General features: G+C 65.1%; 16 protein-coding genes. 8 read left to right on the forward strand and 8 right to left on the reverse strand.

Annotated elements, in window-relative coordinates; all coding sequences use genetic code 11:
- The first annotated feature begins 1 nt into the window (after nt 1).
- The 4 genes from AWB78_RS13785 to AWB78_RS13805 all read left to right on the forward strand — a co-directional run bounded on the left by AWB78_RS13785 (nt 2) and on the right by AWB78_RS13805 (nt 3,610).
- On the forward strand, nt 2–1,339 hold the full coding sequence (locus tag AWB78_RS13785; RefSeq protein WP_062605147.1) for an MFS transporter: 1,338 nt from the start codon (nt 2–4) through the stop codon (nt 1,337–1,339).
- A gap of 287 nt (nt 1,340–1,626) precedes the next feature.
- A complete protein-coding gene (locus tag AWB78_RS13790; RefSeq protein WP_062605148.1) occupies nt 1,627–2,109 on the forward strand; it encodes a glycoside hydrolase family 108 protein in 483 nt (160 codons plus the stop codon).
- The gene (locus tag AWB78_RS13795) at nt 2,109–2,798 is read left to right on the forward strand and encodes a hypothetical protein (RefSeq protein WP_062605149.1); all 690 of its coding nucleotides are present in this window, start codon (nt 2,109–2,111) and stop codon (nt 2,796–2,798) included. Before AWB78_RS13790 ends, AWB78_RS13795 begins: the two co-directional genes overlap by 1 nt.
- 278 nt (nt 2,799–3,076) lie before the next feature.
- On the forward strand, nt 3,077–3,610 hold the full coding sequence (locus AWB78_RS13805; protein WP_062605151.1) for a nucleoside deaminase: 534 nt from the start codon (nt 3,077–3,079) through the stop codon (nt 3,608–3,610).
- A gap of 3 nt (nt 3,611–3,613) precedes the next feature.
- Here the strand turns inward: AWB78_RS13805 and AWB78_RS13810 are convergent, their stop codons facing one another.
- The gene (locus AWB78_RS13810; protein ID WP_062605152.1) at nt 3,614–4,381 is read right to left on the reverse strand and encodes an IclR family transcriptional regulator domain-containing protein; all 768 of its coding nucleotides are present in this window, start codon (nt 4,379–4,381) and stop codon (nt 3,614–3,616) included.
- Nucleotides 4,382–4,649: 268 nt separating this feature from the next.
- On the opposite strand from AWB78_RS13810, the gene AWB78_RS13815 reads away from it, so the two are divergent.
- Nucleotides 4,650–6,059, forward strand: coding sequence for an MFS transporter (locus tag AWB78_RS13815; RefSeq protein ID WP_062605153.1), 1,410 nt, complete (start codon nt 4,650–4,652; stop codon nt 6,057–6,059).
- Between the two features lie 59 nt (nt 6,060–6,118).
- Here the strand turns inward: AWB78_RS13815 and AWB78_RS13820 are convergent, their stop codons facing one another.
- Nucleotides 6,119–6,892, reverse strand: coding sequence for an SDR family NAD(P)-dependent oxidoreductase (locus AWB78_RS13820; protein WP_062605154.1), 774 nt, complete (start codon nt 6,890–6,892; stop codon nt 6,119–6,121).
- A 107-nt stretch (nt 6,893–6,999) separates the two neighbouring features.
- Here AWB78_RS13820 and AWB78_RS13825 point away from each other — a divergent pair, with 107 nt between their 5' ends.
- Nucleotides 7,000–7,959, forward strand: coding sequence for a LysR family transcriptional regulator (locus AWB78_RS13825; RefSeq protein ID WP_062605155.1), 960 nt, complete (start codon nt 7,000–7,002; stop codon nt 7,957–7,959).
- Here the strand turns inward: AWB78_RS13825 and AWB78_RS13830 are convergent.
- Together AWB78_RS13830 and AWB78_RS13835 are read right to left on the reverse strand one after the other, a co-directional pair.
- The gene (locus AWB78_RS13830; RefSeq protein ID WP_062605156.1) at nt 7,910–8,794 is read right to left on the reverse strand and encodes a bifunctional helix-turn-helix transcriptional regulator/GNAT family N-acetyltransferase; all 885 of its coding nucleotides are present in this window, start codon (nt 8,792–8,794) and stop codon (nt 7,910–7,912) included. The genes AWB78_RS13825 and AWB78_RS13830 overlap by 50 nt on opposite strands.
- A gap of 72 nt (nt 8,795–8,866) precedes the next feature.
- A complete protein-coding gene (locus AWB78_RS13835) occupies nt 8,867–9,880 on the reverse strand; it encodes an AraC family transcriptional regulator (RefSeq protein WP_062605157.1) in 1,014 nt (337 codons plus the stop codon).
- Nucleotides 9,881–10,060: 180 nt separating this feature from the next.
- Here AWB78_RS13835 and AWB78_RS13840 point away from each other — a divergent pair, with 180 nt between their 5' ends.
- Nucleotides 10,061–10,912, forward strand: coding sequence for a class I SAM-dependent methyltransferase (locus AWB78_RS13840; RefSeq protein WP_062605158.1), 852 nt, complete (start codon nt 10,061–10,063; stop codon nt 10,910–10,912).
- 60 nt (nt 10,913–10,972) lie between these two features.
- On the opposite strand, the gene AWB78_RS13845 is transcribed toward AWB78_RS13840, so the two are convergent.
- From AWB78_RS13845 to AWB78_RS13860, 4 genes are all read right to left on the reverse strand, one after another.
- Nucleotides 10,973–12,019 carry a Gfo/Idh/MocA family protein gene (locus AWB78_RS13845; RefSeq protein WP_062605159.1) on the reverse strand — a complete coding sequence of 349 codons (1,047 nt, stop codon included), beginning with the start codon at nt 12,017–12,019 and terminating at the stop codon, nt 10,973–10,975.
- A gap of 63 nt (nt 12,020–12,082) precedes the next feature.
- A complete protein-coding gene (locus AWB78_RS13850) occupies nt 12,083–12,373 on the reverse strand; it encodes a hypothetical protein (protein ID WP_062605160.1) in 291 nt (96 codons plus the stop codon).
- Nucleotides 12,374–13,753 (reverse strand): ATP-binding protein, encoded by a 1,380-nt coding sequence (locus AWB78_RS13855; RefSeq protein ID WP_062605161.1) that lies wholly within the window; start codon nt 13,751–13,753, stop codon nt 12,374–12,376. It lies immediately after the preceding gene.
- Nucleotides 13,750–14,412, reverse strand: coding sequence for a response regulator (locus AWB78_RS13860; RefSeq protein WP_062605162.1), 663 nt, complete (start codon nt 14,410–14,412; stop codon nt 13,750–13,752). The genes AWB78_RS13855 and AWB78_RS13860 overlap by 4 nt, the downstream gene beginning before the upstream one ends.
- Before the next feature lie 566 nt (nt 14,413–14,978).
- Here AWB78_RS13860 and hpnI point away from each other — a divergent pair.
- On the forward strand, nt 14,979–16,181 hold the full coding sequence (gene hpnI, locus AWB78_RS13865) for a bacteriohopanetetrol glucosamine biosynthesis glycosyltransferase HpnI (protein ID WP_062605225.1): 1,203 nt from the start codon (nt 14,979–14,981) through the stop codon (nt 16,179–16,181).
- The last annotated feature ends 14 nt before the right edge of the window (nt 16,182–16,195 follow it).

Here is a 16,195-nt window from a genome sequence, read left to right on the forward strand (position 1 = left end):
CATGAGCACGCCTCTCGATATCGCGTCGCTGATCGACAGGGAACGCATCCGTCCTTTCCAATGGACGATCTTTCTGCTTTGCTTCGCGACCACGCTCTTCGACGGCTTCGACACGCAAGCCATCGCGTATACAGGCCCGGCGATCGTCGCGGCCTTCAATCTCGCGCCCGGCGATCTCGCGCCGATCCTGATCGCGGGCACGCTCGGCATGACCATCGGCGCGATGACGCTCGGGCTCGTCGGCGATCGCGTGGGAAGACGTCCCGCGCTGCTCGGCGGGGTCGCGCTGTTCAGCATCGCATCGCTCGCTACCGCCTTCGCGAGCGGCACGAGCCAGATTCTCGTACTGCGCTTCATCGCGGGACTGGGCATGGGCGGCTGCACGCCGGTCCTGCTCGCGCTTGCCGCCGAGTACGGACCGGCGCGGCATCGCGGCGCGATCATGACGGGCGTGCTGCTCGGCCTGCCCGCCGGCGCCATGCTCGGCGGCCTGCTCGCCGCGCGCATGATGCCCGTGATCGGCTGGGAAGGTGTGTTCGTCATCGGCGGGGCGGCGCCGCTCGCGTTGCTCGTGCTGCTCTGGTTCGCGCTGCCCGAATCGCTGCATTTCCTCGTCACGCGCGCGGGCAACGATCAGCACGCCGTGCGCCATGTGCTCGCGCGCATCGTGACGTGGCCGCTGGCCGATGACGCGCGCTTCGCCGTGCACGAAGCCGCCGCACGCGCGAGCGTCGCCGCGCTCTTTCGCGAAGGCAATGCGCGCAACACCGTCGCGATCTGGGCCGTCTACTTCTTCAACTGGATCGCGTGGTTCATGTTCCTCTCGTGGCTGCCGACGGTGCTGAAGGCCTCGGGCCTGCCCGCCGCGCAGGCGCCGCTCGGCACGGTGGTCGTGAACGCAGTGTTCATCGTGTGCGCGATTCCGCTTTCCATCGCCTTGCCGAGGATCAGCACGCGGCGTCTTCTGATCGCGTTGCTTGCGCTCGGTATCGCGATCGCCATCGGCCTCGCGTATGCGGAGACGTCGTGGGGACTCGTGTTCACGCTCGCGGGCGCGGCGGGGCTCGGCATCGGCGGACAACAGATCGCGCTCAACTATCTCGTCGTCGGCGCCTATCCGACGACGCTGCGCGCGACCGCTACCGGCTGGGCCATTGGCATGGGGCGCGTCGGCGCCATCGCGGGATCGGCTGTCGGCGGGACGTTCCTGAACATGGGCGGGCCAGGCGGCTTCTATCTGACGCTCGCCGTGCCGCTCGCGGCGGCGCTCCTTGCGGTCATCGCGATTCGCACGAACGAGCCCGAAGCCGGCACCTCTCTCGCGACAGCCGCGCACTGATCGATGTCTGCGTCGCCCGAACAGCCGCGCTGAGAAAGCGTTGGCCGACGCACGACAGTTCGCTTTTCCGCTTCCTTCTCCCCAGCGCCTGCGAACCTTGTCCCACAAGGCTCGCAGGCAATCTTGCGCTCACTGGCACGGCCGATGCATAAGGTGTTGCCGTCGCATCATGACTGCCTGCCACTGACTTGATGCGACCGGGCCGGCCGCCATGCGCGCCGGCCCGTTTCTTCCGGCGCCGCGATGACGCGGTTCCGGCGGCACGCGCAGGCGCCAGGGAGATCACCATGAACAGCTTCGAAGACGCCTTCGACGCGCTGATCGGCAGCGAAGGCGGCTACTCGTTCCATCCGGCGGACCCGGGCGGTGAAACGATGTGGGGCGTGACCGCGCGCGTCGCGCGCGGCTACGGTTATGCGGGCGCGATGAAGGACCTGCCGCTCGAACTGGCGAAGCGCATCGCCAAGCAGAAGTACTGGGACCCGCTGCATCTCGACGAATTCGATCCGCGCGTCGCCTTCCAGATCTTCGATGCGAACTACAACGGCGGACTCGTCGTGCTGTGGATGCAGAAGGCATCCGGCGCGACGGAAGACGGCAAGTTCGGCCCCGATACCGTCGATGCCGTGAAGGCCGCCGATCCGATGCGCTTCGTATTGCGCTTCGTTGCGTATCGATTGCGATATCTGAAGGGCCTGCACGCATGGCCGACGTTCAGCCGCGGCTGGACCGAGCGCATGGCGACGAATCTTCTTCTGGGAGCAGCATGATGGACTGGTCGAAAGTGGCGGCAACGATCGGCGCGAAGGCGCCTCTTCTGGCGGGTCTCATCGGCGGCCCGGTCGGGCTCGGCGTGACGACGGCAGCCGCGATCATCTCGCATGCGCTCGGCACCCCGAACGATCCGGATGTCGTCGAGACCGCGCTCAACGATCCCGCCGCGCTCGAAAAAATCGTTCAGGCCGAAAGCGCGAACTCGCTGCAGTTGCAGCAACTCGTCGTGGCGGCGGCGCAGGCGCGGCTGTCGTTCGAAGCGGACATGGCGCGCATCGCGGCGGGCGATCGCGCCGATGCGCGCGCGATGGGCATCGCCAACAAGGACTGGGTGCCCAGAGTGCTCGCGATGAGCGTGACCGCGGGCTTCTTCGGCATCCTGCTGTTGATGGCACTGCGCGCGCTGCCCGAGGCGAATCGCGATCTGGTGAACGTCGTGGTGGGCGCGCTCGGGACGGCGTGGATCAGCATCATCGGGTATTACTTCGGGACGTCGGCGGGTTCGATGCGCAAGACCGAACTGCTCGCGCAGCCGAGCGTGCCGATCACGGCCGATAGCGCGGTCACGTTGCGCGATCCGGCGACGGCATCGGCTGCGCGCGATCAGTCGGGCGCGCACGGCGATCATGCGCCTCGCGCGTTCGTGCCGGGAGGGCAAGGTCCGATCTTCACGGGCGGGGTTTGAGGGAGATTGCGTCGGTGTGCGGTCGAACCGCGGCCGCATCGCATCGCTGAACGTGGTCATCTGCTGATCGTGAAGATCCCGAAAAACCTCACCTTAACCATGCGCGTGCCGCTCGAAGCGCCTTGAATCAAGGGCGTCGAGCGGCATCCGAAATGCCCCTTCCCGAATACGCTCACCTTTCCGCTTAATCTCGCCATCGTCATACGCATGACCACGCACGTTTTTGCTGCGCTATCCTGCCCTTCCATACGACATCGACATGCGAAGGAGACGCCTCCATGCCCATCACCGCACCCGCCCCTTCACGCGACGATCTTCCGCCGCAAGGTCTCACGCCTACGCGCGAGCAGATCGTGCGGCATCTGCAGCACGCGAGCGCCGTCGCCGAGCGCGCGACGCTGCTGGGCCATCATCCGTTCGGCGCGATTCTCGTTGGCCCGGATCAGGAGACGGTGCTGATGGAGCAAGGCAATGTCGATACGGTGAATCACGCCGAGTCGGTGCTCGCGCGTGTCGCGGCGCTCAACTTCACGCCGGCGTATCTGTGGGGATGCACGCTCTACACGTCCGTCGAGCCGTGCTGCATGTGCGCGGGCACAGCGTACTGGGCCAATATCGGCCGCGTGGTGTATGGACTCACCGAGGCGCGCCTCCTCGAAGCCACCGGCAATCACGCCGAGAATCCGACGATGAGCGTCTCATCGCGCTATGTCTTCGATCATTGCCAGAAGCCGGTCGAACTGATCGGTCCGGTCGAGGAAGTCGAGGATGAAGTGCTGCGCGTGCAGCGCGCGTTCTGGTCGCAACGATAAAGCTCAGATCACGTTCAACATCGACAGCGCCGTTTCCTGCAACGGCTGCAGCACACGGACGAGCGCCGCCTCGCCCGTTTCCTTCCCGATCGGCATGTTCACCGACAGCGCCGCCACCACTTCGCCGTGCCGGTTCTTCATCGGCACCGCGACGCCGCGCACGCCCGTCTGCAATTGCTGCTCGATCGCGACGTAGCCGTCCACGCGCGCCTGCCGGATCTTCTCGTAGAGCTTTTCCTTGTTGGTGATGGTGAGCGGCGTGAAGGGCTTGAACTCGGTCGCGTCGAGCCATTCGCGCACCGATACCTCGTCCTTGTACGCGAGCATCGCGATGCCGCCCGACATCAGCGCGGCCGGCACGCGCGCGCCGAGCACGAAGCCCGTCGTCATCACGCGCGTGGAGCCGTTGCGCGCGATGATCACGAGGTCCCAGTCATCGAGCACGCTCACGTACACCGATTCGTGGATCAGCGCGCTCAACTGCTGCAAGTAAGGCTGCACGATGCGCGGCAAGCGCGCCGATTCGAAATACGACCAGCCCATGCGCAGCACGCGCGGCGTGAGATTGAAGAGCTTGCCGTCGGTCTGCACATAGCCGAGATGCGCGAGCGTCAGCAGATAGCGGCGCGCGGCGGTGCGCGTGAGGCCGGTGCGCATCGCGGCCTGCGTCGGGGTCATGCGCGCGTGCTGATCGTCGAAGGCTTCGAGGACGGCGAGGCCCTTTTCCAGCCCGGCGATCCAGTCTCGCTTGTCGAGTTCGGGTTTAGTCATGCTGACATGCTTGTTTAGTTATGGATCACCGGATGTTTCGGCGCTCAACCGGGGCCAATGGCTAGTGCTAACCCCCAAAGTGATCGATTATCGGACACACGCGTGCGATAATCGCGCAAAATTTATCACGATATGTTGATCCGAAGGGGTTGCGCTTTTATTCTCCAATCACTTTCAGAGCGACGCGCAATTCAGGTGTTTCGAATGCCCCGCCGCTCGGCCCAGTTCCAGGCTCAACTCCATAAACCCATTGTTCGGAGACATCTCTATGGCTAGCCCTAAGGAAGACGCGCACGGCGGCCGCCAGGCCAAAAAAGCGACGGCGAGCGGCTGGATCGGCTCGGCGCTCGAGTATTACGACTTCTTCATTTACGCCCAGGCAGCAGCACTCATTTTCCCGCAGTTGTTCTTCCCGTCGGGCAATCCGAAGGTGGCGATCATTGCTTCGCTCGCGACGTACGGCGTGGGCTACGTGGCCCGTCCTATCGGCGCATTCGTGCTCGGCCATCTGGGCGACACGCACGGCCGCAAGAACGTGCTGCTCATCTGCATGTTCCTGATGGGCATCTCGACGATGGCGGTCGGTCTCCTGCCGACGTATCACCAGATCGGCATGGCCGCGCCCGCGCTGCTCGTCGTGTTGCGTCTGATCCAGGGCTTCGCGGTGGCCGGTGAAATCTCCGGTGCGAGCTCGATGATTCTGGAGCACGCGCCGTTCGGACGCCGCGGCTACTACGCGAGCTTCACGCTGCAGGGCGTGCAGGCCGGCCAGATTCTCGCCGCCGCCGTGTTCCTGCCGCTCGCCACGTTCATGCCGGAAGACATGTTCAACTCGTGGGGCTGGCGCATTCCGTTCCTGCTGTCGGCTTTCGTGCTGGTCGCGGGCTACATCATCCGTAAGGAAGTGCATGAGACGCCGGCCTTCACGTCCGAAGGCGCACACGGCGATCTGCCGAAGTCGCCGATCAAGGAAGCGTTCGCCAACAGCACGCCCGACATGATCCGCGTCGTCTGCATGGCGCTGATGAACGTGATTCCCGTCGTCGCGACGATCTTCGGTGCGGCGTATGCGGTGCAGTCTTCGTATGGCATCGGCTTCCACAAGAGCGTGTATCTGTGGATTCCGGTGGTCGGCAACATCGTCGCGGTGCTGGTGATTCCGTTCGTCGGCAATCTGTCGGACAAGATCGGCCGTCGCCCGATGATGATCGGCGGCTCGCTGATCTCGGGTGTGCTCGCGTTCGCTTATCTCTATGCGATCAGCATCCACAGCATTCCGCTCGCATTCCTGATGTCGTTGCTGATGTGGGGCGTGGTGTATCAAGGCTACAACGCGATCTTCCCGAGCTTCTATCCGGAACTGTTCCCGACCCGCACGCGTGTCTCCGCCATGGCGATCTCGCAGAATGTTGGCACGACGATCACTGCGCTGCTGCCCGCGCTGTTCGCAGCGGTTGCGCCCCCGGGATCGAACAATATCCCGCTGACGGTCGGCGCCATCGCGTTCAGCGTGACGATCATCGCGGCGATCGCAGCGTACACCGCACGTGAAACGTACCGCGTCCGCCTGAACGATCTGGGCAAGAAGGACGCCGTGCCGATGAGCGAGCAGGAGTACGAGCGTCTGCGCGCCGATTCGATGTCCGTGGACAAGGTCGCCAAGGCGCACCACGCATGAAGATGACCGTGTTGGAGTGATTTGGCGGGCCCTTCGGGGCCCGTTTTTTTTGCACGCGCTCAGCGTTCGAGCTTCACGCGCGAGAGGCGCTCGCACAACGCGATCAACGCATCCTGCAACGCTTCGTCGCGCGCCGCCGGATCGCAGGCGCGCTCGCGCATGTGAAAGAAGTAGCGTCCCGTCACGCGCGCGTCTTCATCTTCGCTCGTGGCGAGCCATGCTTGCGTGCGATGCGCCTTGTCGAGATCGTCGGGCGCCGATGACCCGCCCATCTTCGTCGGCACCCAGCCGGGTTCCAGCGCGTTCGACAGCACGTCCGGCCAGTAACGCGCGACGGCCAGCGCGAGCAGCACGTCCATGAACTTGCTCTCCGCATACGCCTGCGCGCCGTTCCAGTGACGCGCTTTCCACTCGATATCGTCGAGATTGGCGCGCGATCCGCGATGCATGCCCGAGCTGAGATACACGAGCCGCCGCGGCTTTTCGATCAGCGCCGTCAGCACATAAGGCGCGAGCACGTTGATCGCGAACACCTGCGGCAGGCCATCGACAGTCTCGATACGTTGCGGCTCGCGATACCCGATGCCCGCGTTATGAATCACCGCATCGAAACGCCCGAGCGTGTTCGCCTGCTCCGCGACATCGCGCATCGCTTCGATGCGCGACAGATCGCCGATGACGACCGCCTCCGCCTCGGGCAATGCGTTGCGCGCGTCGTGGGCACGCGCGGCGTTGCGCGCATGCAGCACCACGCGATGCCCTTCGTCGATCAAAAGGCGCGCCGCCATCGCGCCGAGCCCGTCCGTCGAACCTGTGATGAAAACACGCGCCATGTATAGCTCCCTTACGTGTTAGCCGATTGAACGATGCCCATTCTGCGCGTGCGCGCTTCGCTTCGCGATAACATGAATGCCATTTCATCCATGACGCGGAGGCATGAATGGCGGGCTTCAACGAACGCATCCTCAACGGCATCAGCGTGTTCGCCGCGATCGTCGATGCGGGCACGTTCGCCGCGGCGGGCGATCGGCTCGGCATGTCGCAGCCCGGCGTGAGCCGTGCGATCGCACGTCTGGAAGCGCGTCTCAAGATTCGTCTCTTCGATCGCACGACACGCAGCGTATCGCTCACCGACGATGGCCGGCGCTTCTTCGAGCACGTCATGCCGCATCTCGCGGGCCTGGAGGAAGCGGCCGCCACGGCATCGGGCAGCGCGACTGCGGTGCGCGGGCGCTTGCGCGTGAATGTCGATCCGATCTTCTCGCGGCTGCTGCTCGGCCCGAAGCTCGACGCCTTTCTGAAGGCGCATCCCGAGCTGCAGCTCGATCTCATCACGAGCGACCGGCTCGGCGACATGATCGCGGACGGCTTCGATCTCGCGATCCGCTTCGGCGAGCCGCGCGATTCGAGTCTCGTCGCGCGCAAGCTGCTCGATACGCCGGTGCGCACCGTCGCCGCGCCTTCGTATATCAAGCGATGCGGCAAGCCCGCGACGCCGCAAGCGCTCGCCGAAGAGTCGCACACGTGCATCGAGTTTCGCGATCCCGAAACGGGGCGGCCGTTCGTGTGGGAGTTTCATCGGAAGAAGAAGCGCATCACCGTGGAAACCCGCGGCCGTCTCACGCTCAACGATCCCGGCACGATGCTGAGCACGCTTCTGTCAGGCTATGGCGTCGCGCAGATTCTCGCGCTCGGCCATGAACATCTGCTCGCCGATGGCAAGCTGATCGATCTCTTCCCCGACTGGCCCGACGAGCGCTTTCCGCTCTATGCGTTCTATCCGTCGCGGCATCATCCGCCGGCGAAGACGCGCGCGTTTCTCGATCTCGTCATCGCGCTGACCGGAGGCGTCAACGCAGCGCTTTCTCGAACCAGTGATCCGCGTAAGGCTCGTCGCTGAACGGCGCGACCTCGATATACCCCGCTTGCCGATACAGCGCGATCGCTTCTTTCAGCGCGTCGTTGGTCTCGAGCCGCACGGCCTTCGCTCCGCTTTCAAGCGCGTGCCTTTCCGCTTCCGCGAGCAGGCGCCGCCCGACGCCAAGGCCGCGAGCGGACGCACTCACCCACATTCTTTTCAGCTCGGCCGCGGCCTTGCCGTGAAACTTGAGCGCGACGCAGCTCATCGCCGCGCCATGAAGCCTCGCCACGATCAGCGCGCCATGCGGAGCGGTCAGTTCGCGCGCATCGGCGGACAGGCTGAGCGACGGATCGAAGCCCGCGGCGAAACGCGTGTTCAACTCCGCGAAGTATTGACCGATGCACCATTGCGCCTCTTCGCCCGCAGGATCTTCGATCGCGAAGCGCATCAGCGAGGGTTGCAGCAGACGCTCGACTTCCGCCATCGCCCCGATGAGCCGACGCCGCTGCGCTTCGCTCAATGGCGCCAGCATGCCGCCCGCGACGGCATCCGAGAGGCGTTCGAGTTCGGCGCGCTCATCGCTGCCCGCTTCGGTCAAAGAGGCTCGACGCACCCTGCGGTCGTCGGGGTGTGCATCGACCTGCACCAGGCCCTGCCGTTCCAGCGATGCGAGCGTGCGGCTCAGATAACCCGAGTCGAGACCGAGACGCTCGCGCAGCACGCGAAGATCGACGCCTTGCGGACCGATCTCCCACAAGAGCCGCGACTCGCCCATGGGCCGGCCGCGTCCGAGAAAGTGATCGTTGAGCGCGCCGATGCCCTCGGCGACAGTGCGATTGAAGCTGCGAATCTGGGTGATATCGGCCGGGTTCATCTCTGTCACCGAGGCGTGTTTTAACATCTCTGACATTAGTCAGAGAATCGGCGAGAGTCAATCCGATTTCGCCTAGTGCGCGTGCATCTCGGCTTCCGCGCGGCTCTTTTCGCGGCGCCACGTGGCCGGCGGCTTGCCGACGAGGCGCTTGAATGCGCGAATGAATGCCGCTTCCGATGCATAGCCGACGTCCAGCGCCACGGATGCGATCGTCGAATTCGTATTGCGCAGAAGCCCGGCCGCGACCTGCATGCGCCAGTTGACGAGATATTGCATCGGCGGCAAGCCGATCATCTCGACGAAGCGCTCATGCAGCGCCGAACGCGAGAGTCCGACACGCTCGCCCAGCTCTTCGACCGTCCACTCGTGTGCGGGCGCGTCATGCATCACCGCGAGCGCGCGGCCGACGAACCGGTCGCGCAAGCCCGCGAGCCAGCCGCGGCTTTCATCGGGCAGCACATCGACATAACGTCGCACCGCATCGACGAACATCATTTCGCTCATGCGCTCGAGCATCGCCTCGCCGCCCGGCCGTTTGTGACGCGACTCGATCACGGCCTGCTGCATGAAGTGATTAATCCAGCCCTGGCTGCCGGTCTCCGTGAGATGCAGCAGCCGCGGCAACGTAGCGATGAGCGGATTGAACGGACGCAGATCGCAGCCGAGAAAGCCGCACACCAGCATGGTTTCGTAGGCGTCGTTCGGGCACGGATTGTTGCGCGCTTCTACCGCGTCGTAGGTCAGTGTGAAGGGCAACTGATCGATCTTCGCCGACAGCGCGGTCATATCGACCTCCGCGCGAATGCCGGGCGCGCTCGAAATCACATGCGCGTCGCCGTGCGGAAACACGATGATGTCGCCGCTCGCGAGGCGCACCGGCGCTTCGCCGACGATCGCGCCCCAGCAGTTGCCGTGCGTCACGACGTGATACTCCATCACGTGCTCGCAATCCGGCATGACGATGCTCGCGATATCGCGCGCGGGCGGCGCCTCCGCCGCCCAGTTGCGGTTGCCGCTCACGTGAAAGAAGAGCGCGCCTCGCAGGCGCACCGTGCGCAGCACATCGGACAGGATGTCGTGGCTCATGTCGGCTCCCGATGATCGGAGGCGGCGCCAGCGCGGCGAACGTGAAGCGGGCGCAAAGCGGACGAACGGGCAATTCGCGGCGACGCGCGGGCAGGCGTCGATGCGATGGTAACGGGATACTGCACTTGCCCGCCATCAGGGCGATGCTCGACACATCATCTGGAATCTGGAGAAGGAACCATGCATGCGTTGAATACATCCGCGGTTCGCGACGAGCCGACCCAAGCACAACCCGACTTCGCCGCGATCAAGGCCAGGCAGCAGGCGACCTGGGCCAGCGGAGATTTTGCGGTGATCGGCACGACCTTGCAGATCGTCGGCGAAACACTCGCCGAGGCCATCGACGTGCGCGCCGGCGAGCACGTGCTCGATGTCGCCGCCGGCAACGGCAACGCGACGCTCGCCGCTGCACACCGCTTCGCTCACGTGACCTCGACCGACTACGTTCCCGCGCTGCTGGAAAAAGGCCGGGCGCGCGCGCAAGCCGAAGGGCTCATGGTCGAGTTCAAGGTGGCCGATGCGGAAGACCTGCCGTTCGATGACGGCAGCTTCGATGTCGTGTTGTCCACCTTCGGCGCGATGTTCACGCCGGACCACAGGCGCCCCGCGGGCGAGATGCTGCGCGTGACGAAGAGCGGCGGACGCATCGGCATGGCGAACTGGACGCCCGAGGGGTTCATCGGTCAGCTCTTCAAGGTGATCGGCGCTTACGTGCCGCCGCCCGCCGGACTGCAATCGCCTGCGCTATGGGGCACGGAGCCGCATGTCGTCGCGCTCTTCGGTTCGGCGGCGGCGGACATTCGTTGCGTGCGCAAGCACTTCAACTTCCGCTATGAATCGAGCGCGCACTGGATCCAGGTGTTCCGTGATTTCTACGGGCCGACGCATCGCGCGTTCGCCGCGCTCGATGCCGCGAAACAGGCGGATCTCGAACGCGATATCACGGCGTTGCTGGAACGCTGCAATATCGCGGGAACGTCGTCGCTCGTCGTGCCGAGCGAGTATCTGGAAGTGGTGATCGTCAAGCGTTGAAGTCCGGCGCATGACCGGCGATTCACGCGCCACATGCGGCGCGTGAATCGCTTACGACGATCAGAGCGTGACGGGCTTTTCGCTGCGCGCGCTCTCGATGATCGCCGCGAGCGTCGCGGCATTGTCGAGACTCACTTGCGCGTAGTACTCGATCGCGGCGTCATCGCGCGCCGCGACCATGCGCGCGAAGCTTTCCGCCGCGAAGAAGAAGCCGCTGCCCGCCTCCGACGCGACCGGCTCGAACGGCACCGAATTGGGAATGCCGCGCCGCACGCGCAACTGGCTCGGCAGATAGCCGTACGGGTCGCCCGCTGCCTGCGCGCTCGTGTGATTGAGATACTCGGTGTCGATGGTCCCCTGCGTGCCGATGATCGTCGCGTGCCGGTGATTGGCCGCGTCCATCGAACACGAGACCTGCGCGCGGCGGCCATCGGCGTAGATGAGCGTCGCCATGAGGCTGATATCGACCTGGCTGCCGGCCCAGGTCGCGATCGCATCGACGCGTTGCGGCGCGCATCCCATCACGAGGCGAATGAGGCTCAGCGGGTAGCTGCCCGCGTCGAGCAGCGCGCCGCCGCCGAGCTCGGGCTTCATGCGGATGTTCGCGCCGGGATTGCCCACCGTGAAGCCGAAGTTCGCCTGAATCGCGCGCACGTCGCCGATCGCGCCTTCGCCGATCAGCGACATCATCGCGGCGGTCTGCGGCTGGAAGTAATACGGGAACGACTCGAGCAGCATCACGCCGTGGCGGTCGGCGGCTTCGAACATGCGCGCGGCTTCATCGCGATCGAGCGCGAGCGGCTTTTCGCACAGGATGTGCTTGCCGTGCTCGGCGGCCTTGATGGCCCACTCGGCGTGCAGGCTGTTGGGCAGCGGAATATAGACGGCGTCGATATCCGGGCTCGCGAGCAGCGCGTCATAGCTGCCGAACCACGTTTCGATGCCGTTGGCCTCGGCGAACGCTTTCGCGTTCTCGTCGCTGCGGCTCGCAACCGCGACGACGCGCACGCGCTCGCTCGGCCTCACATCACGCGTGAATTGTCTTGCGATGTTCGCGCCGCCGAGAATGCCGAGGCGCAGGACGGATGAAGCTTGAATGGAAGACAAGGCAGGCTCCTTGAATTTGTACCAAATGGTTCACCCGCTAAAGGTACCACAATCGCGCGCGCTTCAGGGCGCGCACGTGTCGGGACGAACCTTCGTGCCGCGCTGATCGGCGGGAACGTGGCAGTTGTCTACGCGTTGTTCATCGCTCGCCTTGTCGCCGAGTCGTTCTTTCAAGGTCTTCGGTTCGGATGCCGCGTCGGATGCGGCTGCGTCTGTCGCATGCGCGGTGCAAATCCACGCAAGGCATGCGCATGAAAGAAACAGCTTCTTCATGATCGGCTCGGCATGAAGGAATGAAAACTGCAAGCTTCGTCCCGCAAGCAGCGCGGCACGCCCCGCTTCTTGCGCTTTCATTCACGCATGCATTCCGCTGACGATATCCCGCGTGCGCGCCGGCGATGCAAGCGCGCGCAGGCCGTGCACCGATACGCTGAGCCCGCTCGCCCCCGCGCGATTGCGAATATCGAGCGTCGCGTGATGACGCTGCGCGACGCGCAGCGCGATCGCGAGCCCGAGGCCGCTGCCATGCCCCGTCGTGCCGACGCAGCGATAAAAGCGGTCGCATACGCGATCGATCTCGCTTTCCGGAATGCCCGTTCCCGAATCGAGCACGGTCAGCGCAATGCCGTCCGTTTCGCGCCGCAGCATCACGTCGACGCGGCCGCCGGGCGGCGTATGGCGAATCGCGTTCTCGAGCAGATTGTTGACCAGCACGGCGAGCGCGTGCATGTCGCCCATGATGGTGAACGCGTCGTGATCGTCGAGCGCCTCTTCGAGCTCCAGGCCGAGATCGATCGACCGGGCTTCGGCCAGCAACGAAAAGTCGCTCACGCGAATCTCGCAGAGCGTGCGCAGGCTCATCGGTCCGATGGCCGCTTCGCGCGCGGCATCTTCGCGCGCCATGCTGAGCAATTGCTGCGCGAGATGGATGAGGCGGTTCAGACGGCCATCGATCTTCGCGAGCGTCACGGCATCGACTTTGAGCGAGCCGTCGCCGATGGCGGCCTGGATTTGCAGCTTGAGCGCGGCGAGCGGCGTGCGCAGCTCGTGGGCCGCATCGGCGACGAACGTGCGCTGCGCCTGCGACGATTCGTTCAGGCGCGCGAGCAGGTCATTCAACGCATGCACGAGCGGGCGCAATTCGACGGGCATCGGCTTGTCGAACGCGATGGGGTCGAGCGATTCCGGCGAACGCATGGCGAGCGATTGCGACAGCCAGCGCACCGGCGCGAGCCCACGCGCGACGACGATGAGCACGATCGCGACGATCACCGGAATGAGCAGCGCGAGCGGCCAGATCGTGCGCAGCGCGAGCGAGACGGCGAGATCGTCGCGAATGAAATAAGGCTGCGCCACCTGCACGAAGCGGTCAGCCTGCGCGACGCCGAACGCGCGCCAGCGATACCCCTCGCGCTCGGCGGATTCGAAGCCATCGCCGAAGCGCGGCAGAGCAGGTTCGTGCGGCGAGTGATAAATGAGGCGGCCCGTCCGGTCCCATATGTCGATGACGAGCCGGTCATCCATGATGCCGTGAAGTTCGTGACTGCGTCCCAGCGCGACGTCGTCGGCGCCGATGTTGTGGGGCAGCGAAAGCGCGACGGTGCGCAATTCATAATCGAAGAGCTCGCCCGCTTCGAGGCGCGCCGCGCTGAATATGCCGATGCCCGCGATCAGGCATGCGATGCCGAGCCCGCAGATGAGCCAGCCGAGCAGCCATCTGCGTATCGATGTCATCCGATCCTCTTCAGCCGATAACCCACGCCGCGCACTGTCACGATCTCCTCCGCGCCGATCTTGCGCCGCAGGCTGTGCACATGGACCTCGATCGCATTGCTGCCCACTTCCTCGCCCCAGCCGTACAGCTTTTCTTCGAGCTCCGAGCGGCGGAACACGCGCGACGGCTCCTCGATCAGCGCCTGCAGCAACGCGAACTCGCGCGGCACGAGATTGAGCACGACGCCGCCCTTGGTCGCTTCGTGCGCGGCGGGATCGAGCGAGAGTTCGCCGTGCGAATACACCGGATGCTTCTGGCCGGTGCGGCGTCTCAGGAGCGCGCGCACGCGGGCGGCGAGCTCGTCGAGATCGAAGGGCTTCATCAGGTAATCGTCGGCGCCGGCGTCGAGGCCGCGGATGCGGTCATCGACGGCATCGCGCGCGGTGATGATCATCACCGGGGCATCGCCGCCGTTCCTGCGATAGCCGCCGAGCACATCGAGGCCGTCGCGCTTCGGCAGATTCAGGTCCAGTAAGACGAGGTCGTACACGCCGTTGCCCAGCGAAAGCTCGGCCGCCCGGCCGTCCTGCGCCCAGTCGACGGTATAGTTTGCGCGGCGCAACGCGGCGAGCACGGTCTCCGCGATCATCTCGTCGTCCTCCACCAATAACAGGCGCATCCACTTCCTCCAGGCTCGCAACACGTCGCACCCGATTCTCCGGCCCGCATGCTTAAGCGCCCCTTAAGCTTTGCGGGTGACAGCACATTATGTCCCCGTTACCCGGACTACCGCGCTCGCAGCTTAAGCTTCGCATAAGGTTCGTCCACGCACTATACCGTCGTGCGCGCCGATTCGCGGCCGCGCGGACCTGGAATGCCATGCGGGCATCCGCTGCCGCCGGCCGCGCGCGAATCCGGCGCCGATGATTGTGCTTCGCCACGCCGAAACCGGCGTGACGTGCCGCGGAGTGCCACGCGGTCGGGCGTGACCTCGGAACGCGCCCGATCCCCTTTAACCCGGCCTCGTTGCCGGGTTTTTTTTCGCGCGACGGTTTCCTTGCCGCACCGCTACGGCGCGCTTTCACCCATATTTCAGCGTGCATTCGTTCGCTTCTCTAAGCATCGCTTAAGGATCGGCGATGCAGGCTTCGGACTCTCGACACGCATTCCAATCGCTGCGATGTGCAAGCTAACTGTGGGGATCGACATGCCGTCGTTCATTTGCTGCATTCACGCGAAACGATCATGACGGCGCATTCGGTTCCGTTGCTCGTCTGGCTCGTCATCGCGCTATGCTGCGCGGCCACCTGCCACGCCACGCTCGCGGCATTCGTGCATCACGGCTCGCGCGGCACGGCGGGCGCACGGCGCGGCGGCGGAATACCCGGCCCCGTCAGCGTGCTGAAGCCGCTTTGCGGCATCGAGCCGCGTCTTTACTCGAATCTCGAAACCTTCTGCACGCAGACGCATCCGTCGTATCAATTGCTGTTCGGCGTGGCGAGTGCGTCCGATCCCGCGGCGGGCGTCGTCGCGCGGCTCGCACGCGCCCATCGCGGACGCGACATCGAGCTCGTGGTCGACGGCACCGCGCACGGCAGCAACCGCAAGGTGGGCAATCTGATCAATCTCGCCGCGCACGCGAAGCACGATCTCATCGTGATCGCGGATAGCGACATCGCCGTCGAGCCGGACTATCTCGAACGCGTGACCGCGCCGCTCGCCGATGCGACCGTGGGCGTCGTCACCTGCCTGTATCGTGCGCGGCGCATCGGCGGCTTCTGGTCGCGCATCGGCGCGCTGTTCATCGACGAATGGTTCGCGCCTTCGGTGCACGTCGCCGATGCATTCGGTCACAGAAGCTTCGGCTTCGGCGCGACGCTCGCGCTCACGCGCGATACGCTCGTGAGAAGCGGCGGCTTCGAAGCGCTGCGCGACTGTCTCGCGGACGACTACTGGCTCGCCGAACATGCACGCGCGCTCGGCTTGCGCACCGTGCTGTCGGATGTGATCGTCGCGACCGATGTGATCGAACACGATCTCGCCTCGCTCTGGAGCCGCGAAACACGCTGGCTGCGCACGATCCGCTCGGTCAACCCGCTCGGCTTCCTGTTCATGTGCCTGTCGTTCACCACGCCGTGGCTGCTGACGAGCGCACTGCTCGGGCTCGGCTTCGAGCACGGCACGAATGTCGCGGAAATCGTCGCCGACACCATCGTCGATATGAGCACGTCGCTCGGCCTGAGCGCCCGGCTCGTGCTGCACTGGCGCAGCGCGCGCTCGTGGCGCGCGTTCTGGCGCGATCTGCCGCTCATACCGCTGCGCGATGTGCTGATGTGGCTGCAATGGCTCGCCGCCCTGTTCGGCTCGAGCGTCGTGTGGCGCGGCGTGCGCGTTCCGCTCGACGGCGCCCGCGCACGCTACGACGCCAACGCATCCGACAGTCGATGAGCATCGGTCAATCG

It is taken from the genome of Caballeronia calidae (assembly GCF_900044055.2).
In the GTDB taxonomy this organism is placed as follows: domain Bacteria; phylum Pseudomonadota; class Gammaproteobacteria; order Burkholderiales; family Burkholderiaceae; genus Caballeronia; species Caballeronia calidae.

Excerpts from the sequence above, each read along its gene's own strand:
- hpnI (WP_062605225.1), top strand. The coding sequence starts at position 14,979 with ATGACGGCGCATTCGGTTCCGTTGCTCGTCTGGCTCGTCATCGCGCTA.
- AWB78_RS13830 (WP_062605156.1), bottom strand. The coding sequence starts at position 8,794 with ATGAACCCGGCCGATATCACCCAGATTCGCAGCTTCAATCGCACTGTC.
- AWB78_RS13815 (WP_062605153.1), top strand. The coding sequence starts at position 4,650 with ATGGCTAGCCCTAAGGAAGACGCGCACGGCGGCCGCCAGGCCAAAAAA.
- AWB78_RS13810 (WP_062605152.1), bottom strand. The coding sequence starts at position 4,381 with ATGACTAAACCCGAACTCGACAAGCGAGACTGGATCGCCGGGCTGGAA.
- AWB78_RS13820 (WP_062605154.1), bottom strand. The coding sequence starts at position 6,892 with ATGGCGCGTGTTTTCATCACAGGTTCGACGGACGGGCTCGGCGCGATG.
- AWB78_RS13850 (WP_062605160.1), bottom strand. The coding sequence starts at position 12,373 with ATGAAAGCGCAAGAAGCGGGGCGTGCCGCGCTGCTTGCGGGACGAAGC.
- AWB78_RS13795 (WP_062605149.1), top strand. The coding sequence starts at position 2,109 with ATGGACTGGTCGAAAGTGGCGGCAACGATCGGCGCGAAGGCGCCTCTT.
- AWB78_RS13855 (WP_062605161.1), bottom strand. The coding sequence starts at position 13,753 with ATGACATCGATACGCAGATGGCTGCTCGGCTGGCTCATCTGCGGGCTC.
- AWB78_RS13785 (WP_062605147.1), top strand. The coding sequence starts at position 2 with ATGAGCACGCCTCTCGATATCGCGTCGCTGATCGACAGGGAACGCATC.
- AWB78_RS13835 (WP_062605157.1), bottom strand. The coding sequence starts at position 9,880 with ATGAGCCACGACATCCTGTCCGATGTGCTGCGCACGGTGCGCCTGCGA.
- AWB78_RS13790 (WP_062605148.1), top strand. The coding sequence starts at position 1,627 with ATGAACAGCTTCGAAGACGCCTTCGACGCGCTGATCGGCAGCGAAGGC.
- AWB78_RS13805 (WP_062605151.1), top strand. The coding sequence starts at position 3,077 with ATGCCCATCACCGCACCCGCCCCTTCACGCGACGATCTTCCGCCGCAA.
- AWB78_RS13860 (WP_062605162.1), bottom strand. The coding sequence starts at position 14,412 with ATGCGCCTGTTATTGGTGGAGGACGACGAGATGATCGCGGAGACCGTG.
- AWB78_RS13840 (WP_062605158.1), top strand. The coding sequence starts at position 10,061 with ATGCATGCGTTGAATACATCCGCGGTTCGCGACGAGCCGACCCAAGCA.
- AWB78_RS13825 (WP_062605155.1), top strand. The coding sequence starts at position 7,000 with ATGGCGGGCTTCAACGAACGCATCCTCAACGGCATCAGCGTGTTCGCC.